Source organism: Ruegeria sp. ANG-S4 (genome assembly GCF_000814005.1).
GTDB lineage: Bacteria > Pseudomonadota > Alphaproteobacteria > Rhodobacterales > Rhodobacteraceae > Ruegeria.
The window spans coordinates 14262-35080 of sequence record NZ_JWLK01000005.1 but is presented as its reverse complement, the minus strand read 5'-3'; the positions used below and the strand labels follow the sequence as shown (position 1 = coordinate 35080).

Genomic DNA, 20819 nt, shown 5'->3' with positions numbered 1-20819 from the left:
GGCCGACATGACGTTCCTTTTCGAATTATTGATCTCTTTCTTCCTGATTGTGTCCGGCATCTTTGGCTTTGTCGGCTCGTTCGGAATGATCAAGCTCAAGGACCCGATGTCCCGCCTGCACGCGCCAACCAAGGCGACGACACTGGGTGTCGGGGGTGTGCTTCTGGCATCTATTTTCCATTCCGTTCTGATCGAAAAACACCTGTCCTTGCACGAGTTGCTGATTACCCTTTTCCTGTTCCTGACCGCGCCGATCACGGCCCTGTTCATTGCCAAATGGCACATTCACCGTCATGAAAAGCCCAGCGATCTGCCGGACGCGTGCGAGGATGAACTTTGGGCCACGCACGCGGTCGAACAGGTCGAGGACGTACCTGATCACAGCACGAACTGAACACGATGCACACACCGCCGCTGCCTCTGACCCGCGATCTGGTTTTGATTGGCGGGGGGCACACGCACGCTCTGGTTCTGAAGAAATGGGGGATGAACCCATTGCCCGGCGCGAGACTGACAGTGATCAACCCGGGACCAACCGCGCCCTATTCCGGCATGCTCCCGGGATTCGTTGCAGGTCACTACGAACGCTCCGAGTTGGATATCGATCTGATTAAACTGGCCCGCTTTGCCGGGGCTCGCATAATCCTTGGCGCGGTGCAGGGAATAGACGCAGAAACCCGGCACATAAATGTGCCCGGATACCCGCCGGTGGCCTTTGATGTGGCTTCGATCAACGTTGGCATCACGTCGGGCATGCCGGACTTGCCCGGGTTTGCGGACCATGCCGTGCCTGCAAAACCGCTTGGGTCCTTTGCTGCCAGATGGGCCGCATATCTTGCCGGCGAACGTCCCGCATCGGTCGCAGTGATAGGCGGCGGCGTCGCCGGCGCGGAATTGGCCATGGCGATGGCGTACGCCTTGCGAAGCAAAGGCCACCCGGCACACATCACTCTGATCGACAACGCGGACATCCTGACGACCCTTGTCCCCAAAGCGGTGGCAACTATTCGCAATACCATGATGGATTTAGGGGTCGCGGTGATTGAACGCGCGTCCATTGACCGAATTTGCGACGACGGTGTCTGGCTTCAAGACGGTCGCAAGATCGAGGCCGATTTCGTTACTGGCGCAGCTGGCGCGCGCCCTTACGAGTGGATCGCAAACACGGGGCTTACATTGCAGGATGGTTACGTTCAGGTCAGCGAATACCTGCAATCCAGCGATCCCGCGATCTTTGCCGCCGGGGACTGCGCCCATCTTGCAGCAAACCCGCGCCCCAAGGCAGGTGTCTACGCGGTCCGGGAAGCGCCTGTTCTGTTTGACAACTTGCGTGCTGCGTTGGGGGCCGGGAGACTTCGACGCTACGTGCCCCAGAAAGACTATTTGAAACTCATCTCTCTGGGCAGAAAATCCGCGCTTGCCGAACGGCTTGGAACCGCGTTCAGCGGGCGGGCGATGTGGGCGTGGAAGAACCACATCGACCAAGGATTTATGAGCAAGTTTCGAAATCTGCCGCAAATGAAAGCCCCCGCTCTGCCCAAAGCACACGCGGCAGGTCTGGCCGAGGCGGTGGGTCACAAGCCAATGTGCGGCGGCTGCGGCGCCAAGGTCGGGCGAGATGCGTTGCTAGATGCCTTAAGCAAGCTTCCAGAACCCGACCGAAGCGATATATCGCCACTTCCGGGGGACGATGCCGCCTTGCTAACTACGGGCGGCGTACGGCAAGTGATGACGTCAGACCATCTGCGCAGCATGACGCCCGATCCTGTAATGATGGCGCGTATCGCCGCAGTTCACTCACTCGGCGATATCTGGGCGATGGGCGCCAAGCCACAGGCGGCAACGGCCACGATCATCCTGCCGCGAATGTCGCCTGAACTGCAACGCCGCACCATGGCCGAGATCATGACCGCGGCAGGCGATGTCATGCGCGCGGCAGGCGCCGAGATCGTCGGCGGGCACAGCTCCATCGGTGACGAGATGACAATCGGCTTTACGCTGACCGGCTTATGCGACAAAGACCCGATCACATTATCAGGCGCGCGGCCCGGCGACGCACTTATCCTGACGAAACCATTGGGCAGCGGCACCCTGATGGCCGCCGAGATGGCGGGTCAGGCCGATGGGGCCTGGGTCGCCGCAGCATTCGACCTGATGATCCAACCGCAAGGCGAAGCCTCGCGAATTCTCGCAAACGCGCATGCGATGACCGACGTAACGGGCTTTGGGCTAGCTGGACACCTGAAGGGCATCTGCGCGGCATCAGGGTGCGGAGCAACATTGAATATTGATGCCATACCGCTCATGCCCGGCGCTTTGGACTTAAGCGCACAGGGCGTCCGGTCGACGATTTTTGACGACAACCGTCGGCTTGCACCCGAACTGCCGGACGTTGGCCCGGCACGTATATTGTTCGATCCACAAACCGCGGGCGGGTTGCTGGCGGCCGTGGCCGCGGATCAAGCTGCTGGTGATTTGAAAGACTTAAAAGACGCAGGTTATCCGGCTGCAATCATTGGTCATTTGACCGACATACCGGGCCTTACGGTTCAAAACTGATCCAGAATTTTTTCGATACGCGCCGCGGCATCGGCAAGGCCCCTGCAATCCAGCGCGGCCACGCTAACCTGCGCAATCACTTCGGCACCATGGGCGCGACGGGATTTGGCGTAGGCCGGGTCATAATGTTGCTCCATCAACGCGCGGGTGAGTGATTTTTTGTCATCAGCCTCGATAAGTTTCAGCCATCGGTCCACGACCGCATGCCCGCGATGAAAGCGCAGCGGCGACAACCGGTCCCGCAACCTGTCGCTGTCTGAAAGAATGTCGTCATAGGCCTCGACAAGATAAGTGACCCGCGCCTCAATCGGTGCAGAAATCTGAACGCGTGGCGCAACGCACAGCGCGGTCCAGAAACTGGGCGGCAGGATCAAGCTTCCGATCTTGGACGACTCTGCTTCGACCACGACGGGAATAGTCGGGTCAAGTTTGCACAAAGCTGCGGCCAAAGCAGACTCGAACGCTTTTTGGCTGGGTTGCCCGCCCTTCATTTCGCCCAGCAGCGAGCCGCGATGGTTCGCCAAACCTTCAAGATCCAACACCTGAACACCGCGGCTTTGCAACTGCGCCAGAATTTCGGTTTTGGCCGTACCGGTATAGCCATCCAGCGCCACGAGGCGATGCGGCAACGCGCCATCATACAAAAACGTTTTTACCAAACGTCGGTAGGCACGATAGCCGCCTTCGACCACATCGGCTCGCCAACCGATCTGCTGAAGCATCCACGTGAACGCACCGGATCTTTGCCCACCACGCCAGCAGTAGACCAGCGGGCTCCATCCTCCCTCATGATGGCTGAGCCGTTGTTCGATGTGATTGGCCGCATTGCGAAAAACCAGCGCCGCGCCAAGCTTTCGGGCAAGAAACGGGCTTTGTTGCACATAAATGGTGCCAACCTCCGCGCGTTCTTCGTTGCTGAGGACTGGCAGGTTGATCGCACCGGGCAGGTGATCCTCGGCATATTCTGCTGGGCTGCGCACGTCTATGATCGTGTCAAAGCCGTGCGCGTATAGCTGCGGCAAGGTCGAGAATTTCAGGGCCATGCCTGTCCTGTATCGCGGTCGGAAATGAAATGAAAGACGTTGTCAGACACTGATGTCGGGCTCGATCAGTTGGGGACCTTTGGCGCGATTTGAGTTGACCGCGCGACCGACGCGATGAAAAACAAGCGCGTCTTCCGGACCCGGTTGCATCAGAGTGGCCGCGCCCCTGCCCGCCTCGCCAAGCCAAAGCGCCCAGTCGCCGGGATCAAGGATCAACGGCATGCGATGGTGAATGCTGCCAAGGTTCTTGTTGGCCGCAGTCGTCACAATGGCACAGGTCCCCTTGCGCGCCGCATCGGAACCCCAATCCTGCCAGACACCTGCAAATGCAATTGCTGCGCCGTCGCGACGATGGATGTACCAGGGCAATCGTTCGCCATCTTCGGTCTTCGTCCATTCATAAAACCCGGTGGCCACGATCAGGCAGCGCCTTTCCCTGCAGGCGGCGCGAAAGGCCGGCTTTTCGGCCAGCGTTTCAGCGCGCGCGTTAATCAGCAACGGCCCGGCGGTTTCGGATTTATACCAATGCGGCAGGAACCCCCAGCGCAAGGCGTCCAGTTTGCGCCCCCCATCGCCCGCGCGCACGACGTGTACCTGATTTGTCGGGCAAACATTGTAGTTCGGGACTGCGGGCAGATCATTCGCAGGCCGCGCTGCAAAAAGCTGCGCCATCGCGTCGTTCGGAAGGGTGACCGCAAACCGTCCGCACATTGGTTCGAGCTCTCTTTCCTATTGGTTTATCGACGCAAACGCTCTCGAGAAGTAAATCAGCGAATCCGCGAAACGGCAAAGCCTTATGTTGGCACACGAGAATAAGAAGGCCGCCCAAGTTGGGCGGCCCTCAAGACGAAAATCCAAGCTTGATTACTTCTGCTTGATGCGCCCGTCCAGATAGGGTTCGTAAGGCGCGTTTTCAGCCAGATACTCGGCCGTTACATCCGCCAGATCGGGGCCAAAATCATAGGCGTTCTTGTCATCACCTTCGAACATTTTGTAACCGTCACCGCCGTTGCGCACATAATTGTTGGTCACAACCAGATAAGTCGCGGCAGGATCAATCGGTTCGAACCCATCACCCTTGGCAACCAGAACCTCGACAATGCGACCTTCATTGGGGGCGACCGAAGGGTCCCAGGTAAAGGTCATACCGGCAACTTGCGGGAACCGACCCTTGACCTCTTCCACCTGACTGACGCCATTTTCCAACGCGTCAATGACGCCTTGGCCGCTGATTTCGAAGGTCGAAAGCGTGTTCTGGAACGGAAGCACGGTCAGAACCTCGCCCATCGTCACCTCGCCCGGATCGATCGAGGCACGAAGACCACCCGAGTTGGCAATCGCCAGCTGCACGCCCTGATCCGCGACGCGATCCAGCATTGCGTCGGCGACAAGGTTGCCCATTTCGCATTCCTGTATACGGCAGACGGCACGGTCACCCTCGATTGCTGCGGCAGAATTGGCCACCACCCGCTGCTTCATTTCTTCGATCGGCGCACCCATTTCCGCAACGCGCGCGGCAATGTCGGCGTCCGGTGTAACCGAAGCGTCCAGCAGGATCGGCTCGCCCTCGGCCGAGACCAGGTTGCCGTCATCGTCGAAGGTCAGGGTAACTTCGCCCAGATACTTGGAATACGCGTAAGCCTGCACCACCGGCACATCGCCAACCATCATGGGATACGCGCCCGAGGCGCCCTCCTGCGTGTTGGACAGCAACGAATGCGAATGGCCGCCTATGACCAGATCAAGACCGGGCACCTGTTCCGCGATCTCGATGTCCTTTGCGAGGCCAACGTGGTTCAGTGCGATGATGATATCGACACCTTCTTCCTGCAGGGAAGCAACATCTGCTTTCAGGCTTTCGATCTCATCCTGAAAAACGACATCCTTGCCAGGGCTGGACGTGTCCACCGTATCCGTGGCCAAAGCAGAAATTATTCCTACTTTCTGACCACCGACGTCCAGAACGACATGATTCAGAACCTTATCCTTCAGCTCTGCCGAGGATGACAGATCAAGGTTGCCAGAAATCACCGGAAAGCTAACCGCGTCGATAAAGGTGGCCAGTCCCGCGGGTCCGTCGTCAAATTCGTGGTTTCCGACAGCCATGACGTCATAGCCTATGGCCTCCATGAACTCGGCCTCGGCGGCGCCTTTATAGGTGGTATAGAACAACGATCCCTGAAACGGGTCGCCTGCATCCAACAGCAGCACGTTTTCGTCCGCCAACTCGCCGCGCTTGGCATCAACCAGCGCTTTCAGGCGCGCGACACCGCCGAAACATTCGCCTGCGGCTTCATCCTCTGCGTTGCAGGTTGAATCGTATTTGTTGATCGACTCGATCCGGCTGTGGAGGTCATTGGTGTGAAGGATTGTCAGCTTGAATTCGGCAGCAGCCATGCCCGCGGTCAGGCCCAGCGCAGCCACCGATGTCAGTAAACGCGTAAACATCTTGAATCTCCCTGTATTGTATTTGGGTTGGATCGTGCGCTGCCAAAGACAAAGAGTCAAAGGGGGAAATCCGACTTGATTCTGCCCCCTGCCCAAGGCATCACGGGGCCATGCTGATCTACAAGATTTTTCGGGCCGCTGAGTGGGCCAAACTTGAGGCCGACGGTGCCTCGGACGGTGCGCCAATTGATGTTACGGACGGATACGTCCATTTCTCAACCGCGCAACAGGTTGCGGAAACGGCGCAGAAATACTTCTCTGACATTCCCGATCTGAAACTGTGCGCCTGCGACACCGACAGGATGGGCGCCGATCTGAAATGGGAGGCTTCGCGCGGCGGGGCGCTTTTCCCGCATCTCTATCGCCAGATTCGATTGTCCGACGTGGTCTGGGCGCGGGACCTGCCGTTTGACGGGCAAGTGCATGTCTTCCCAGAGGACATGGAATGACCGGTTTCATCGACCCAGAGCGCGAACAGTTCAACGCCTTCAAGAGCCTGGATCGAGACCACCCGATCGAGATGCTGAACCTTGTTCGTTTTCGCGACAAGGCTGCCTATCCAGCCGGGCATGAATTGGCCAAAGCCGGCCTGACCGGTGCCGAAGCGTATCGCAACTATGGCAGGGATACCGCGCCGATCATTGCCCGTCTCGGCGCGTCGATCCTGTGGCGGGGCGCGTTCCAGACGCTGTTGATCGGGCCTGACAACGAAACCTGGGACGAGGTATTCGTTGCGCGGTACCCGACAGCGCATGCGTTTCTTGAGATGGTCACCGACCCTGTCTACCAAAAGGCTGTGGTGCATCGTCAGGCCGCCGTTGAAACTTCACGCCTGATCCGCTGCGCGCCAGGCCAAAGCGGGACGTCGTTCGGATGAAACTGACCGAGAAACTGGGGTTGGCCGCGCTGCATCGGCTGGATCCTGAAACGGCACATGGGTTGTCGATCAAGGCGCTTAAGGCGGGGTTGGCCCCTTTGGCCGGGCCTGTGACGTCGCCTCGGCTGACCATCCAACTCGCAGGTTTGAACTTGCCAAACCCAATCGGGCTTGCCGCCGGATTCGACAAGAATGGCGAAGTCATCGGCCCGCTTTCCCGCGCTGGGTTCGGATTTATCGAAGTCGGGGCGGTGACCCCAAGGCCCCAACCCGGCAACCCAAAACCGCGTCTTTTCCGCTTGACCGAAGATGCCGCCGCGATCAATCGCTTTGGGTTCAATAACGAGGGGATGGAGGTGATGGCCCGGCGTCTGGCCAACCGCCCCAAGGATGCCGTGATCGGGCTGAACCTGGGTGCCAACAAGGACAGCGACAACCGCCCGGGTGACTTTGCCGAGGTTCTGGCGCATTGCGCGGAATACCTTGATTTCGCAACGGTCAATGTCTCTTCTCCCAACACGGAAAAGTTGCGAGATTTGCAAGGGAAAGCTGCGCTTACCGCGTTGCTGAGTGGCGTCACGGAAACGCGCAATGCACTGTCGAGACCGATGCCCATCTTCCTTAAAATCGCGCCCGATCTGACGGATTCCGAGTTGAGCGATATTGCCGACGTGGCGCGGGAAACCGGGGTCGACGCCGTGATCGCAACCAATACGACACTGTCGCGCGACGGATTGCGCAGCGGGCACAAGGACCAGGCGGGTGGCTTGTCCGGCGCTCCGTTATTCGAAAAATCAACCCGCGTTCTGGCGCATCTCAGCCGGGTGACCGACGGGCAGGTCCCCCTGATCGGCGTCGGCGGCGTCAGCTCGGCCCAGCAGGCCTACGACAAGATCTGCGCGGGCGCTTCCGCAGTGCAATTCTACACGGCGATGGTCTATGGTGGACTGTCCCTTGCCGCAAAGATCGCCAAAGGTCTGGACAGATTGTTGGAACAGGACGGTTTCGACAATGTGGCTCAGGCCGTGGGCAGCAAACGAGAGGACTGGCTGTGATCGAATTTTGGCACAATCCGCGCTGCTCCAAATCCCGGACCGGGCTGGGTTTGCTGGAGGAAAAAGGCGCGGAGCTCAAAGTCAGAAAGTACTTGGAAGATGCGCCGACCGAGGCTGAACTTCTGGCTGTCCAGTCCAAGCTCGGATTGTCCGCAGCCCAGATGATGCGAACGGGTGAGAAACGGTTCAAGGAACTGGGTCTTTCGAAAGCAACTCCCGAAACGGATCTGATCCGGGCGATGGCCGAAAACCCGATCCTGATCGAACGACCGGTGGCGATCACTGACAATGCAGCCGTGATCGGGCGGCCACCTGAAAACTTGCTGTCCCTGCTCTAACCGATTTGTGCCTCAAGTCGACGATACCGCCATCCCATTGTGACGCCGCGCGCAATGTTCAAAACCATCAAGGCAGCCCAAAGGCCATGATTCCCGTAGATCGGAACCAAAATTACCAGCGCAACAACATAGACAGCAACTGACTGGATCATTGCGTTGCGCATTTCGCGCGTCCAGGTCGCACCGATGTAGACGCCATCGTACATCCAACTGGCGACCCCGATCACTGGTCCCAGAGCCGCCCAGAACAAATACTCTCGACCAGCTGCTCTGACGTCCGGTGATGTCGCCATAAGGTCGATCAGCGCTGGCCCGCCCACGAAAAACAAAATGGCCAGAAGTATGGCACCGCCGACACCCCACTGGGACGCCATGACCGAGGCTTGTCGGACCCGTGCGCGATCTTTTGCGCCGACCGCCCCGCCCACCAGTGCTTCGGCCGAGAAGGCAAATCCATCCAGGGCGAATACAGTGATCTCCAGAAATTGCAGCAGCACCTGGTTTGCCGCCAGATTGACGTCGCCTAGATCAGAACCGACAAAGAGAAAGGTGGTGAACGCGCCGGTCAACAGCACCGAACGCACCATGATATCGCCGTTGACCTGCATCATCCGACGCAAGCGTGCGGCATCAAAAATACGACGTCCGTCCCGCCATTGGTTGCCGCCAAACGCGTCTCGGCACAGCCAGAGGCCGAGTGCCAAGCCAGTCCATTCAGCGATCAACGTTGCAATTGCGACGCCTTCGACGCCCCAACCCAAACCAAGAACGAACCAAAGGTCGAGCAAAATGTTCAACCCGTTCATCCAGACTTGCAGGACGAATACGCCCTTTGTTCGCTCGACCGCGATTAACCAACCAGTCACGGCATACAGAGCGATTGTCGCCGGGGCACCCCAGATGCGGATTTCAAGATAGCTGCGTGTCAGTGCTTCGACTTCGGGGCTGGCCGGGGACAAGGCAAACGCTCCCCAGAAAACCCAAACCTGCGTCAGGATGAAGAATAAGCCCGCAGCGCCACCAATCAGCAATCCGCGCATCAACAAGGCGCCGGTTTCTGCCGTGTCGCCCGCGCCGCGCGCTTGGGCAGCCAGCCCGGTTGTGCCCATTCTAAGAAAGCCAAAAGCCCAATAAATCGTCGCCAGAATGACCGCGCCCATGCCGACCGCGCCGATCGGCGCCGCCTGCCCCAATTGCCCGACGACACCCGTGTCCACCGCGCCAAGAATTGGAACCGTTGCGTTCGACAGAACAATCGGAGCCGCGATTTTTAGCACCCGGCGGTGGGTGATGGGCGCAGATGCGTCCTGCATCGTTAACCTTTGGGTTCCGGGTTTTGTGGCATCAGGAAATGACCTGTACCTTGCGCGAACAGTCTTGCGTGGTTGTCCTGCCAGGCCTCAACCCGAACGGACGCATAGCGCCGCCCGGACCGATTGATAAAGGCACGCGCATAGGCATCGCGCGGCAGACCTGAGCGCAGGTAATCCACGGTAAAGTCGATCGTCTTGGGAAAACGAATGCTGTCATCCGACAGAATGTCGTCGGCGTCTATCTCGCCACTTTCGATCTTTGGAAACATCTTCTCCCAACTCAGCGTGATGACCGCCGTGACCTCAAGAAATGCGGCTGTGACACCGCCGTGCAGAGCGGGGAGAAGCGGGTTTCCGATCAGCTTTTCGTCAAAATTCAGGACCCCGGTCAGTTCATCCCCGCGCCTGTCGAAGTTGATACCGAGAAACCGGATATATGGCACCCCTTCAACCAAAGCGTTAAGTGCGGCATCACGGCGTTGCTTGACGACCTGAACAGGCTCGGGACGTTTGCGGGCCATTCAGCGACCCTCGACCGTGAATGCACCCGAAGCGGTGGCGACGGGGTGGTCCGCATCGTCGTCTGTGGCGGTCGCCCGAACAAAGGCCACGTTGCGGGTGATGTGATAGCACGTCGCGCGGGTCTTAATGCTCTGCCCCGGAGTGGCGGCGCGCATGTAGTCAATACGCAGATCAATTGTTGCAGTTGCACCGGGTGCGGATGGATGGCTCATGACCGCGGCCCCGCAACAGGTATCCAGGATCGCTGAAACGGCACCGCCGTGGATCACGCCGGTTCTAGGGTCGCCGATCAATTGTTGATTGTAGGGCATCGAGATTTCCGCCTCCCCCTCTCCGATATGGGTCAGGGTCAGGCCCAAGGCCCTTGAATGCGGGATCGCTTCGATGAACTGCCGGGCTAATTCCGTCTTATTGACCATAGAGTTGGGTCCTGTGCTGTGCCTGCCCCTTTATGAGCCGCAGTCAAAGCAAAGGGCAAGCCCGGCTGTTGCGCTTGTGGTCACGACGCCCTAGGTTGCTGCCGAGGAGACTTGGAATGTCCGACAAGCGTTTGTCATTCAAAGAGATGTGCGCCGAGTTCGACGTGACCCCGCGCACTCTGCGCTATTACGAGTATATCGAGTTGCTGCAGCCGGACCGGGAGGGGCGGTCGCGGTTTTACGGTTCGCGCGAGCGCGCGCGAATGACACTGATCATGCGTGGCCGAAAGTTTGGCTTTCAATTGGAAGAGATCCGCCAGTGGCTTTTGATTTACGAAGATCAGGGAAATCAGGCGCAGATGGCCACATTTGTTGAAATGGCCGATCGGCAAATGGAAGAACTGCAAAAGCAACGGCAGCAGCTGGATGAGGCAATGGATGCCCTGAAGCAGTTGCGGGACCAGACCGCGAAATCGCTGGGCTAAACACACCTGTTCGACCAAGATCTACGCCGCACCGTTCCTTTGCCCGAACCAACCACAACCTGGTAATGGCGCGAAAGGAGTCGATTTAAGCGGCAAGAATGTTGCGAGTCGGCAAGTTAACGCGACCGGATGTTACGTCAACTTGGTTGTGACGTAGCGTTCGCATTACGTAAACGTCATCTTCATGTTGTAACGGACCCATCAACTGCGCAAATCATGCTCAAGACGCCAGTGATGAGAGTTTGAACCATGACCGAAGATCTGATGACCATCCGCGAGATGTGCGAGACCTATGATGTCACGCCGCGCACCTTGCGGTTCTACGAGGCCAAAGAACTTTTGTTTCCGATCCGTGAAGGCCAAAAGCGGCTGTTCACGAAAAGCGACCGTGCCCGCCTGAAACTTATTCTGCGCGGCAAGCGTTTTGGCTTCAGCCTGGAAGAAATCCGCCAGTTGCTCGACCTTTACCATGTCGGCGATCAGCAGCTGACCCAGATGTCGCGCACCTACGAAATCGCCCTGGAACGCCTGGCTGATATGGAAGCGCGTCGCGAAGAGCTGACACAGGCCATCGACGATCTGAAAGAACAGCTGCGCTGGGGCGAAAAAGTCATTGCCTCGATGAAAAACGAAAAGAAGGCGGCCGAGTAAACTCGCCCTGCCCTCCGGACATATGAATTAAGGGAGCTTCACATGCCCGTCTACAACGCGCCAACTAAAGACACGCAGTTCATTCTGCATGACGTTCTGAAAGTCTCGCAGTCGGACATCCCCGGCTATGACGAACTGGAAGCCGAATTTACCGGCGCGGTTCTGGAAGAAGCCGGCAAAGTGGCCACCAATGTTCTGCACCCGCTGAACGTTGTCGGTGACACCGAAGGGTGCCGGTTGGAAAACGGAATTGTGTACACCCCTACCGGGTTCAAAGACGCCTTCGAGCAGATGAAGGAAGGTGGCTGGACTGGCCTCGACATGCCGGAAGAGTATGGCGGCCAGAACATGCCTTATGTGATGGGCACTGCGGTGGGCGAGATGTTCTCGGGCGCAAACCAGGCATTTGTGATGTATCAGGGCCTGACCCACGGCGCGGCCTCGGCCATTCTGGCTCATGGATCGGACGAGCAGAAGAACACCTATCTGCCGAACATGGTCAGTTGCGAATGGACTGGCACCATGAACCTGACCGAACCGCATTGCGGCACCGATCTGGGGTTGATGCGCACCAAAGCTGAACCGCAGGGCGACGGCAGCTACAAGATTTCCGGCCAGAAGATCTTTATCTCGGCTGGCGATCACGACATGGCGGACAACATCATCCACCTGGTGCTGGCCAAGATCCCCGGCGGCCCCGAGGGTATCAAAGGCGTGTCGCTGTTCATCGTTCCCAAGTTCATCGTGAACGAAGACGGAAGCCTGGGTGAGCGCAACGGCGTGTCGGTCGGCAAGATCGAAGAGAAAATGGGCATCCACGGCAACTCGACCTGCGTCATGAACTATGACGAGGCCACTGGCTGGTTGCTGGGCGAAGAGCACAAAGGCATGCGCGCCATGTTCACCATGATGAACGAGGCGCGTCTGGGCGTGGGCATGCAGGGCTTGTCTCAGGCCGAGGCCGCGTTCCAGAACGCCTTGGAATACGCCAAGGACCGCTTGCAGGGTCGCGATGTGACCGGGGTAAAGAACCCGGACGGCCCCGCCGACCCGCTGATCGTACACCCCGACATCCGCCGCAGCCTGATGGACCAGAAGAGCTTTACCGAAGGCGCGCGTGCGTTCATCCTGTGGGGCGCGACCATGATCGACAAGGCGCATCGCTCTGGCGACAAAGACGCGGACGGGCTGATCTCATTGCTGACCCCGGTCATCAAGGGCTTTTTGACCGACGAAGGCTACGACATGACCGTTCAGGCGCAGCAGGTCTATGGCGGGCACGGCTACATCGAAGAATGGGGCATGTCGCAATACACCCGCGACGCGCGGATCGCGATGATCTACGAAGGCGCCAACGGTGTTCAGGCGCTTGACCTTGTGGGTCGCAAACTGGCGCAGGACGGCGGCAAGCATGTCATGGCCTTCTTCGAAATGGTCAAATCCTTCTGCAAGGAAAACGGCGGCACCGACGCAGCCTATGACAAGGCGTTCATCGAACCGCTGAAGGCCGCGTCCAAAGACCTTCAGGCAGCCGGCATGTACTTCATGCAGGAAGGCATGAAGAACCCGAACAATGCTCTGTCCGGCTCATATGACTTCATGCACATGTTCGGCCATGTCTGCTTGGGCTTGATGTGGGCGCAGATGGCGAAAGCCGCGCAAGATGCTCTGGACAGTGGTGCGTCTGACAAAGAGTTCTACGAGACCAAGATCAATACCGGCCGGTTCTACATGGCCCGGCGCCTGCCCGCGACTTCGATGCATTTGGCCCGCATCCAGACCGGCGCGGACACGGTGATGGCACTGGACGCGGCGAATTTCTGAACTCAATGTGGGCTTGGGAACCATGTCCCCAGCCCACGTCCGGAGGAATCACGATGCCCAAACGCTTTCGCCTGACCCGGCGATTTCCCGTCGCAATGACCGAGGATGGGTACCGCAAACTCCGCGGTTTCGCGCGTGAAGCGGGATTGGATGAAGGTGAGGCACTGTCGTTCCTGTTTGAGAACTTCAACAGCGTTATTGATGAGGAAAACCTGACGCACAGATTACGAATCTTCAATTCCGAGCTGGAGGCCCGCAAGCGGTGATCGACACGCACAAGACAACAGTCAGAGGACACTTGAAAGCCGGGCGCCTCCGGCGGGAGTATTTGTGAAAAGATGAAGACATGATGCGTCCCTGCCACCGGGCGCACTCGCCATCAGGACAGGGACGACTTCACCTTTTGCGGTCATCGGCTCTCCAGCCTGTACCGCAAGACCTTTGAAATCGATCTTGGTTGATCAAAGGTTACCAACAGAGCTTCATCTTTTCAAAAATACTCAATTCCGGCCTGGCCACATGCACCTTGGGAGGGGCAAACGCATGACGATCAAACTTCACTGCTTCGGAGAAAGCGGAAATTGCTACAAGGCGGCGCTGGCACTGGAATTGTCCGGGCTGGAGTGGGAGCCGGTGTTTGTCGATTTCTTCAGCGGCGAGACGCGCACAGTTAAATATCGCAGGGACGTCAACGAAATGGGCGAAGCGCCGGTTATCATTGACGGCGATTTCAGCACCACGCAGTCCGGCGCGATTCAGGCTTATATCACTGAGAAAACCGGCAAGTTTGGCGGAAAGAACCGAGAGGAAAACTATGAGATTTTCCGCTGGGTTTTGTGGGACAACCACAAGCTCAGTTCGATGGCCGGCATGACTCGGTTTCTGGTCAACTTCCTTCCTGAAAAACACCGCAACCCGGATGTGATTGCCTTCAACCAAGGGCGATTGAAAGCCGCCTATCAGTTGCTGAACAATCACCTTGAGGGCCGCGACTGGATCGTTGGTGAAGATGTCACCAATGCCGACATCAGTTGCTGCGGCTATCTTTATTATCCCGAACCCTTCGGCTTTGACCGTGCCGATTGGCCCAACATCGACGCCTGGTTGACGCGACTGAGCGAACAACCCGGCTGGAAACACCCATACGACCTGATGCCCGGCAACCCGTCGGATCGAGCTTAAGGAGAAGACCTATGACCGAAGCTTATATCTATGATGCCCTGCGCACACCGCGCGGCAAGGGCCGCAAGGATGGCAGCCTGCACGAGGTGACATCGGTGCGCCTGTCTGCCGTGACCCTGAACGCAATGAAAGAGCGCAATAATCTGGAAGGTCACGCTGTTGAGGACGTGATCTGGGGCAACGTCACGCAGGTGATGGAGCAAGGTGGTTGTCTGGCGCGCTCGGCCGTTTTGGCATCCGATCTGGATGAATCGATCCCGGGTCTGGCGATCAACCGCTTCTGCGCCAGCGGAATGGAGGCCGTAAACCTGGCCGCGAACCAAGTCAAAGGCGGTGCGGGCGAGGCCTATATTGCGGGCGGCGTCGAGATGATGGGCCGCATTGCCATGGGCAGTGATGGTGCCGCGATCGCGGTCGATCCGACGCTGGCGATGGAAACCTATTTTGTGCCGCAAGGGATTTCGGCTGACATCATCGCGACGGAATATGGTTTCGACCGCGATCAGGCCGACGCGCTGGCCGTCGAATCGCAAAAACGCGCCGCGAAGGCGTGGGAAGAAAACAGGTTCGAAAAATCGGTAATCACCGTCAAGGACCAAAACGGCCTGACCATTCTGGACCGCGACGAATACATGCGTCCCGGCACCGATATGCAATCGCTTGGCGCGCTGAACCCGTCCTTCCAGACGATGGGCGAGCAAATGCCCGGTTTCGACAAAGTGGCGATGCTGAAATACCCGCATCTCGAGCGCGTGAACCACATCCACCATGCGGGCAACAGCTCGGGCATTGTGGATGGGGCAGCGGCTGTTTTGATCGGCAACAAGGAATTCGGTGAAAAGTACGGCCTGAAGCCGCGCGCGCGCATCAAGGCGACCGCCAAGATTGGCACCGATCCCACGATCATGCTGACCGGTCCGGTTCCTGTGACCGAGAAGATCCTCGCCGACAATGGCATGAAGATTAGCGATCTGGACCTTTTTGAGGTGAACGAAGCCTTCGCCTCGGTCGTGTTGCGGTTCCAGCAGGCGTTTGACGTCGATCCTGAGCTGGTCAACGTCAATGGCGGCTCCATCGCGATGGGTCACCCGCTGGGTGCAACCGGTGCGATGATCATCGGCACTCTGCTGGACGAACTGGAACGTCAGGACAAGGAAACCGGTCTGGCCACGCTCTGCATTGCGTCGGGCATGGGTGCTGCAACGATTATCGAGCGTGTCTGATGCCCAAGCTGGACCTTTCCCAAATCCCATTCAAGGGCGGTTCGTCCTATCCCGGCAAACTGGCCGAGGCGGTCGGGGGCCGCTTCAACCAAGGCGTCGGCGACGCGGGCGGGCTGACGCAGTTCGGCGTCAACATCGTTCGGCTGGAGCCGCAGGCCCTGTCCTCGCTGCGCCACTACCATATGGAGCAGGATGAGTTCGCAATCATGCTCAGCGGTAAATGCGTGCTGATCGATGACGATGGTGAACATGACATGCTGCCCGGCGATTGCGCCGCCTGGCCAGCCGGTGAGGCCAATGGCCATCACCTTGTAAACAGAACCGATGCGCCTGCAAGTTTTCTGGTGGTGGGCACACGGACCCCGACCGAGACCGGCTATTACAGCGACGTAGACATGATGGTGAAGGATGATGAGAATGGATTCTCCTTCACCCGCAAGGATGGAAGCCCGCTGACGGCTGACCAGATTGGAGATGACAATGACTGATTTCACTCTGACCAAAGACGCCGATGGCGTTGCGCTGATCGCCTGGGATGTTCCGGGCAAGACGATGAATGTGATGTCGTTCGATGGTTTGGCACAGCTGAGCGAATTGATCGATCAGGCATTGGCCGATGATGAGATCAAGGGCGTTGTCATCACCTCGGGCAAGGAAGGCACGTTTGCTGGCGGCATGGACTTGAACCTGCTGGCAGTCATGAAGGAACAGGCCGGTGACAACCCGGCCAAGGGTCTGTTTGACGGCACGATGCAAATTCATGCCCTGCTTCGGAAAATCGAATTGGCGGGTATGGACCCCAAGACCAAAAAAGGTGGCAAGCCAATCGCGACGGCGTTGCCCGGAACTGCGGCTGGCATTGGCATGGAACTGCCGCTGTCGACGCACCGTATCTTCGCCGCCGAGAACCCCAAGGCCAAATACGGCCTGCCCGAGATCATGGTCGGCATCTTCCCCGGCGCCGGCGGCACCACACGTATGGTGCGCAAGGTCGGCGCGATTGCCGCGGCTCCGCTGCTGCTGGAAGGCAAGATGCTGGACGTCAAAAAGGCGAAAGGCGCCGGATACATTGACGAGATCGCCGCCGATCCCGTTGCCGCCGCCAAAGCGTGGGTACTGAACGCCAAAGATGGGGATCTGGTCAAACCGTGGGACGCCAAGGGTTACAAAATGCCGGGTGGCGCACCCTATCATCCCGCAGGGTTCATGAACTTTGTTGGTGCTTCGGCAATGGTAAACGGAAAGACCCAGGGCGCATTCCCAGCTGCCAAAGCGCTGCTGAGTGCGGTTTACGAAGGCGCGCTGGTCGATTTCGATACCGCGCTGAAGATCGAGGCGCGCTGGTTCACCTCCGTGCTGATGAACCCCTCCTCGGGTGCGATGATCCGGTCGCTGTTCCTGAACAAGGAAGCGCTGGAAAAAGGTGCTGTGCGCCCGGCGGGTATCCCGGACCAATCGGTCAAAAAGATCGGCGTTTTGGGCGCTGGCATGATGGGGGCCGGCATCGCACTGGTCTCGGCACAGGCCGGAATGCAGGTCGTCCTGGTCGACCGGGATCAGGAAGCGGCGGACAAGGGGAAAGCCTATTCCGAGACCTATCTGGACAAGGGGATCAAACGCGGAAAGGTCACGGCTGAGAAGAAAGAAGCCATGCTGGCCCAGATCACGGCAACCCCGGATCTGGATCACCTCAAAGGTTGCGACTTGATCATCGAGGCCGTTTTCGAAGATCCCGGTGTCAAAGCAGACATGACCAAGAAGGTCGAGGCGATCATCCCCGAGGATTGCATCTTTGCGTCGAATACCTCGACCCTGCCGATCACCGATCTGGCAAAGGCGAGCGTGCGGCCTGAACAGTTCATCGGCATCCATTTCTTCTCACCCGTTGAGAAAATGTTCCTTGTCGAAATCATCAAGGGCAAGGAAACCGGGGATCGCTCGGTCGCCAAGGCGCTGGATTATGTTCGACAGATCCGCAAAACACCGATTGTGGTCAATGACGCCCGCTTCTTCTATGCCAACCGTTGTATCATTCCGTACATCAATGAAGGTGCGCGGATGATCACCGAAGGCGTGAGCCCTGTACTGATCGATAACGCTGCGCGCCAATTGGGCTTTCCCGTGGGCCCAATCCAGCTAACGGACGAGACGTCTATTGATCTGGGCGCCAAAATCGCGAGAGCGACCAAAGCGGCAATGGGCGACGCATATCCGGACAGCCCGTCGGACGACCTGATCTTCTGGATGGAGGAACAGGGCCGTCTGGGTCGCAAAGCCAATGCCGGGTTCTTTGACTACGACGACAAGGGCAAACGCGTCGAATACTGGAAGGGCCTGCAGGACAAGTACCCTCTTGCCGAGGCCCAACCTGACCTGATCGAGGTGCAGGAACGTCTGATGTTCGCACAGGTTCTGGAAGCCGTGCGTGCGCTGGAAGAAGGTGTTCTGGAAGACATTCGCGAAGGCGATGTGGGCGCGATCCTGGGCTGGGGCTTTGCCCCGTGGTCCGGCGGCCCGCTCAGCTGGCTGGATATTATCGGAACACCCTATGCGGCTGAACGTTGTGACCAACTCTCCGCGCAATATGGGGAACGTTTCACCTGCCCGCCGCTGTTACGCGAGATGGCGGACAAAGGGCAGAGCTTTTACGGTCGCTTCGACCCCGAGGCCAAAGCCGCTTGAAACAAAAAGGCGGGCGCTTGACCTATGCGCCCGCCCGGCATGCCCCACCCAGACAAGACTTATGGCTGGTGCCGGATCATCATCCATTCCGGCCGAAGGAACAGGGTCGGCATCGCTGGTCGCCCGGGACGACCGGGTCGGCGCTGGCCCTTTGGCGGTCTGATCGGAAAGATTGGATGGTCCGGAACCAGCGCCGGCAAGGCACCCAGAGGCTTTGCAAGAGATGTCAGGTCTTTCATCCCCGCAAGTTTCTTGACCCAGTGCGCCGTTTCTTCGTCGGTGACAGCCCGGTAGCGCTTTCTTCCGGGCGCAGGCCGCGATCCCGATCGGCCACTTGCACAAAAGGCCTGAAGTCCACCGTCGATCAAGACCACCTCGTCCTCATCAAAGAACAAGCTGGTGACACCCAAGGGTCCACTCGGTGCGCGGCTTCTCAGGCGACCTGCCCCCGCCAACAACCGTGCCGCAATGATCGCGCGGCCCCGGTTCGTCGGGTCAAGCCGACTTTGTTCCAACGCGATCTCCTGCTCTGGCATCAGCCAGATGGCCCGACCATTCAGCGACATATGTGCAGGCACCTGAACAGGTAGGACTTCGGCCCGACTTTCATCATCCCTTATGGTGATCAGGTCGGAAGACAACCGCCGGACTTCCCTGAACCCATTATCAAGGGTCCGAACCAGATCGCCGACCGCAATACGCTCGACCGGCGTCCACCCTGCCGTCGTTGCGATCCGTGTACCATGTATGAACCCGCGACGCCGCGCCGCTTGTGCATTTGCCCCCACCCCGGGCTGGGCACCGTCCACCTGATCTGAAAACTCAGAAACACTCACTACTTTCAACACGTGCCGAACCCCCTTTTGGCACTAAACAAAACCAACTCAGTGCTAACATGGAACAGAAAGGTCGGACTTAGTTTTGCCATAATTAGGCCAAATTCAGACCAATTTCTGAGCCCGGACAGCACTTTCTCAGAACAACGTGGGAAATTCTACTGGCATTGGAGCCGTCACGGAAACTCTGAACATCAGAATCAAGACGACACTGTCGTGTTCTTCGACGGCCTCGGCGCATTCCCCCGCACTACAGGATTTGCCGCTTGTGCGGCCGCAACACGTTTGCACGGCGGCTTTTCAACATGCTAAGAATGCTAAAAAGTATCGAGCAGCATCACCTCATGACCGCACTGAAACAGTATCAGCGGATCGAAGCCACGGGTCTGTGGCGCACATCGCCCGATGAACAGCGGCGCGAGGTTGTGGTGTCGATCGGCGAGGCAACGCTGACCATTTCAGACTTTAATGATCGCGCCCTGACACATTGGTCACTTGCTGCGCTGGTAAGGCAGAACCCGGGTGAGTTTCCGGCTGTCTTTAACCCCGACGGCGACCCGGATGAGACGCTGGAGCTGGCAAAATCCGAAACCACGATGCTGGAGGCGATTGACCGACTGCAACGCGCCATTGACCGAGCGCGTCCGCATCCGGGTCGATTGCGTTGGGCATCCGTGGCCGGTGTCGTTTTGGCTGTTCTGGCGGTCTTGCTGCTTTGGTTGCCGCGCACCTTGCAAAGCCACGTTGTATCGGTTGTGCCCGAGATCAAGCGGCAAGAAATAGGGGCCGCGATCCTCGAACGGATCGAGAGAGTTTCCGGACAAGCCTGCGCGTCGCGCGAAACAAACCCATCGTTGGAGCGTCTGGCGCAGCGTACGGGAGTGCGCCAGATCGTGGTATTGCCCGCCGGTGTACCGGACAGCCTGATCTTACCGGGCGGGACTGTATTGTTGAATCGATCCTTGGTGGAAGATCACGAGGACCCCGCTGTTGCGGCAGGTTACGTGGTCGCGGCACGCGCCCGTGCGCAGGTCCAGGACCCGCTGGACGACTTATTGGACCGAACCGGGCCGACCACCGCATTCCGGCTGCTGACAACTGGTGAACTGACCGCGGAAATAATCGACACCTATACCGAGCAGGTCCTCTCGGGACCGCGGCCCGAAATTACGGATGACGAATTGCTGTCTGTTTTTGCGCAGGCCGCCCTGCCCTCGACGCCCTACGCCTATGCCCGCGACATCACTGGGGAAACCGTGATCGGCCTGATCGAAGCGGACCCGATGGCAGGCCGAACCTTGGAACAGGTGTTGCCGGACCGCGACTGGGTCCAGCTGCAAAACATCTGCGGGCAATAGCGCG

General features: G+C 58.5%; 22 protein-coding genes. 15 read left to right on the top strand and 7 right to left on the bottom strand.

Annotated elements, in window-relative coordinates; genetic code table 11:
• Positions 1-7 precede the first annotated feature (7 nt).
• A complete protein-coding gene (locus RA28_RS13200) occupies positions 8-394 on the top strand; it encodes a Na+/H+ antiporter subunit G (RefSeq protein WP_039529641.1) in 387 nt (128 codons plus the stop codon).
• 5 nt (positions 395-399) lie between these two features.
• The gene (selD, locus tag RA28_RS13195) at positions 400-2559 is read left to right on the top strand and encodes a selenide, water dikinase SelD (RefSeq protein ID WP_039529637.1); all 2160 of its coding nucleotides are present in this window, start codon (positions 400-402) and stop codon (positions 2557-2559) included.
• On the opposite strand, the gene mnmH is transcribed toward selD, so the two are convergent.
• The 3 genes from mnmH to RA28_RS13180 all read right to left on the bottom strand — a co-directional run bounded on the left by mnmH (position 2550) and on the right by RA28_RS13180 (position 6050).
• Positions 2550-3602 (bottom strand): tRNA 2-selenouridine(34) synthase MnmH, encoded by a 1053-nt coding sequence (gene mnmH / locus RA28_RS13190; protein WP_039529635.1) that lies wholly within the window; start codon positions 3600-3602, stop codon positions 2550-2552. The two genes, selD and mnmH, sit on opposite strands and share 10 nt — an antisense overlap.
• A 42-nt stretch (positions 3603-3644) precedes the next feature.
• Positions 3645-4313, bottom strand: a complete 669-nt coding sequence (locus RA28_RS13185; protein ID WP_039529632.1) for an SOS response-associated peptidase — start codon at positions 4311-4313, stop codon at positions 3645-3647.
• A gap of 153 nt (positions 4314-4466) precedes the next feature.
• Positions 4467-6050 (bottom strand): bifunctional metallophosphatase/5'-nucleotidase, encoded by a 1584-nt coding sequence (locus RA28_RS13180; protein WP_039529629.1) that lies wholly within the window; start codon positions 6048-6050, stop codon positions 4467-4469.
• A 110-nt stretch (positions 6051-6160) separates the two neighbouring features.
• Here RA28_RS13180 and RA28_RS13175 point away from each other — a divergent pair, with 110 nt between their 5' ends.
• From RA28_RS13175 to arsC, 4 genes are read left to right on the top strand one after another with little or no spacing between them, the layout of a single operon-like run.
• A complete protein-coding gene (locus RA28_RS13175; RefSeq protein WP_039529627.1) occupies positions 6161-6499 on the top strand; it encodes a DUF952 domain-containing protein in 339 nt (112 codons plus the stop codon).
• Entirely contained in the window at positions 6496-6927 is a 432-nt protein-coding gene (locus tag RA28_RS13170) for a DUF1330 domain-containing protein (protein WP_039529625.1), read from the top strand. Before RA28_RS13175 ends, RA28_RS13170 begins: the two co-directional genes overlap by 4 nt.
• The gene (locus RA28_RS13165) at positions 6924-7982 is read left to right on the top strand and encodes a quinone-dependent dihydroorotate dehydrogenase (protein ID WP_039529622.1); all 1059 of its coding nucleotides are present in this window, start codon (positions 6924-6926) and stop codon (positions 7980-7982) included. The genes RA28_RS13170 and RA28_RS13165 overlap by 4 nt, the downstream gene beginning before the upstream one ends.
• Entirely contained in the window at positions 7979-8320 is a 342-nt protein-coding gene (gene arsC / locus RA28_RS13160; RefSeq protein ID WP_039529620.1) for an arsenate reductase (glutaredoxin), read from the top strand. Before RA28_RS13165 ends, arsC begins: the two co-directional genes overlap by 4 nt.
• Here the strand turns inward: arsC and RA28_RS13155 are convergent.
• Genes RA28_RS13155 through RA28_RS13145 form a run of 3 tightly spaced genes read right to left on the bottom strand, consistent with a single transcriptional unit; the run spans position 8317 to position 10574 of the window.
• Positions 8317-9633, bottom strand: coding sequence for an MATE family efflux transporter (locus RA28_RS13155; protein WP_039529618.1), 1317 nt, complete (start codon positions 9631-9633; stop codon positions 8317-8319). The genes arsC and RA28_RS13155 overlap by 4 nt on opposite strands.
• Before the next feature lie 2 nt (positions 9634-9635).
• Positions 9636-10154, bottom strand: a complete 519-nt coding sequence (locus RA28_RS13150; RefSeq protein WP_039529615.1) for a PaaI family thioesterase — start codon at positions 10152-10154, stop codon at positions 9636-9638.
• A complete protein-coding gene (locus RA28_RS13145; RefSeq protein ID WP_039529611.1) occupies positions 10155-10574 on the bottom strand; it encodes a PaaI family thioesterase in 420 nt (139 codons plus the stop codon). It abuts the gene before it with no gap.
• A gap of 116 nt (positions 10575-10690) precedes the next feature.
• Between RA28_RS13145 and RA28_RS13140 the strand changes: the two genes are divergently transcribed.
• The 8 genes from RA28_RS13140 to RA28_RS13105 all read left to right on the top strand — a co-directional run bounded on the left by RA28_RS13140 (position 10691) and on the right by RA28_RS13105 (position 18621).
• The gene (locus tag RA28_RS13140) at positions 10691-11059 is read left to right on the top strand and encodes a MerR family transcriptional regulator (RefSeq protein WP_039529608.1); all 369 of its coding nucleotides are present in this window, start codon (positions 10691-10693) and stop codon (positions 11057-11059) included.
• A 249-nt stretch (positions 11060-11308) separates the two neighbouring features.
• Positions 11309-11710, top strand: coding sequence for a MerR family transcriptional regulator (locus RA28_RS13135; protein ID WP_039529605.1), 402 nt, complete (start codon positions 11309-11311; stop codon positions 11708-11710).
• Between the two features lie 42 nt (positions 11711-11752).
• The gene (locus RA28_RS13130) at positions 11753-13534 is read left to right on the top strand and encodes an acyl-CoA dehydrogenase C-terminal domain-containing protein (RefSeq protein WP_039529602.1); all 1782 of its coding nucleotides are present in this window, start codon (positions 11753-11755) and stop codon (positions 13532-13534) included.
• Between the two features lie 53 nt (positions 13535-13587).
• Positions 13588-13800 (top strand): hypothetical protein, encoded by a 213-nt coding sequence (locus RA28_RS13125; RefSeq protein WP_037310407.1) that lies wholly within the window; start codon positions 13588-13590, stop codon positions 13798-13800.
• A 277-nt stretch (positions 13801-14077) separates the two neighbouring features.
• The gene (locus tag RA28_RS13120) at positions 14078-14716 is read left to right on the top strand and encodes a glutathione S-transferase family protein (protein WP_039529594.1); all 639 of its coding nucleotides are present in this window, start codon (positions 14078-14080) and stop codon (positions 14714-14716) included.
• Between the two features lie 11 nt (positions 14717-14727).
• Complete coding sequence (locus tag RA28_RS13115) at positions 14728-15939, top strand: acetyl-CoA C-acetyltransferase (protein ID WP_039529591.1); 1212 nt, start codon at positions 14728-14730, stop codon at positions 15937-15939.
• Positions 15939-16427: a cupin domain-containing protein gene (locus tag RA28_RS13110; RefSeq protein WP_039529589.1), complete on the top strand. Its 489-nt coding sequence runs from the start codon at positions 15939-15941 to the stop codon at positions 16425-16427. Before RA28_RS13115 ends, RA28_RS13110 begins: the two co-directional genes overlap by 1 nt.
• On the top strand, positions 16420-18621 hold the full coding sequence (locus RA28_RS13105; RefSeq protein WP_039531528.1) for a 3-hydroxyacyl-CoA dehydrogenase NAD-binding domain-containing protein: 2202 nt from the start codon (positions 16420-16422) through the stop codon (positions 18619-18621). The genes RA28_RS13110 and RA28_RS13105 overlap by 8 nt, the downstream gene beginning before the upstream one ends.
• A 59-nt stretch (positions 18622-18680) precedes the next feature.
• On the opposite strand, the gene RA28_RS13100 is transcribed toward RA28_RS13105, so the two are convergent.
• Positions 18681-19469 carry a Hint domain-containing protein gene (locus tag RA28_RS13100; RefSeq protein WP_241481137.1) on the bottom strand — a complete coding sequence of 263 codons (789 nt, stop codon included), beginning with the start codon at positions 19467-19469 and terminating at the stop codon, positions 18681-18683.
• Between the two features lie 332 nt (positions 19470-19801).
• Between RA28_RS13100 and RA28_RS13095 the strand changes: the two genes are divergently transcribed.
• A complete protein-coding gene (locus RA28_RS13095) occupies positions 19802-20815 on the top strand; it encodes a hypothetical protein (protein ID WP_039531526.1) in 1014 nt (337 codons plus the stop codon).
• Positions 20816-20819 lie beyond the last annotated feature (4 nt).

Coding starts and splice junctions, on each gene's coding strand:
- RA28_RS13200 (WP_039529641.1), top strand. CDS start 8: ATGACGTTCCTTTTCGAATTATTGATCTCTTTCTTCCTGATTGTGTCC.
- selD (WP_039529637.1), top strand. CDS start 400: ATGCACACACCGCCGCTGCCTCTGACCCGCGATCTGGTTTTGATTGGC.
- mnmH (WP_039529635.1), bottom strand. CDS start 3,602: ATGGCCCTGAAATTCTCGACCTTGCCGCAGCTATACGCGCACGGCTTT.
- RA28_RS13185 (WP_039529632.1), bottom strand. CDS start 4,313: ATGTGCGGACGGTTTGCGGTCACCCTTCCGAACGACGCGATGGCGCAG.
- RA28_RS13180 (WP_039529629.1), bottom strand. CDS start 6,050: ATGTTTACGCGTTTACTGACATCGGTGGCTGCGCTGGGCCTGACCGCG.
- RA28_RS13175 (WP_039529627.1), top strand. CDS start 6,161: ATGCTGATCTACAAGATTTTTCGGGCCGCTGAGTGGGCCAAACTTGAG.
- RA28_RS13170 (WP_039529625.1), top strand. CDS start 6,496: ATGACCGGTTTCATCGACCCAGAGCGCGAACAGTTCAACGCCTTCAAG.
- RA28_RS13165 (WP_039529622.1), top strand. CDS start 6,924: ATGAAACTGACCGAGAAACTGGGGTTGGCCGCGCTGCATCGGCTGGAT.
- RA28_RS13155 (WP_039529618.1), bottom strand. CDS start 9,633: ATGCAGGACGCATCTGCGCCCATCACCCACCGCCGGGTGCTAAAAATC.
- RA28_RS13150 (WP_039529615.1), bottom strand. CDS start 10,154: ATGGCCCGCAAACGTCCCGAGCCTGTTCAGGTCGTCAAGCAACGCCGT.
- RA28_RS13145 (WP_039529611.1), bottom strand. CDS start 10,574: ATGGTCAATAAGACGGAATTAGCCCGGCAGTTCATCGAAGCGATCCCG.
- RA28_RS13140 (WP_039529608.1), top strand. CDS start 10,691: ATGTCCGACAAGCGTTTGTCATTCAAAGAGATGTGCGCCGAGTTCGAC.
- RA28_RS13135 (WP_039529605.1), top strand. CDS start 11,309: ATGACCGAAGATCTGATGACCATCCGCGAGATGTGCGAGACCTATGAT.
- RA28_RS13130 (WP_039529602.1), top strand. CDS start 11,753: ATGCCCGTCTACAACGCGCCAACTAAAGACACGCAGTTCATTCTGCAT.
- RA28_RS13125 (WP_037310407.1), top strand. CDS start 13,588: ATGCCCAAACGCTTTCGCCTGACCCGGCGATTTCCCGTCGCAATGACC.
- RA28_RS13120 (WP_039529594.1), top strand. CDS start 14,078: ATGACGATCAAACTTCACTGCTTCGGAGAAAGCGGAAATTGCTACAAG.
- RA28_RS13115 (WP_039529591.1), top strand. CDS start 14,728: ATGACCGAAGCTTATATCTATGATGCCCTGCGCACACCGCGCGGCAAG.
- RA28_RS13110 (WP_039529589.1), top strand. CDS start 15,939: ATGCCCAAGCTGGACCTTTCCCAAATCCCATTCAAGGGCGGTTCGTCC.
- RA28_RS13105 (WP_039531528.1), top strand. CDS start 16,420: ATGACTGATTTCACTCTGACCAAAGACGCCGATGGCGTTGCGCTGATC.
- RA28_RS13095 (WP_039531526.1), top strand. CDS start 19,802: ATGACCGCACTGAAACAGTATCAGCGGATCGAAGCCACGGGTCTGTGG.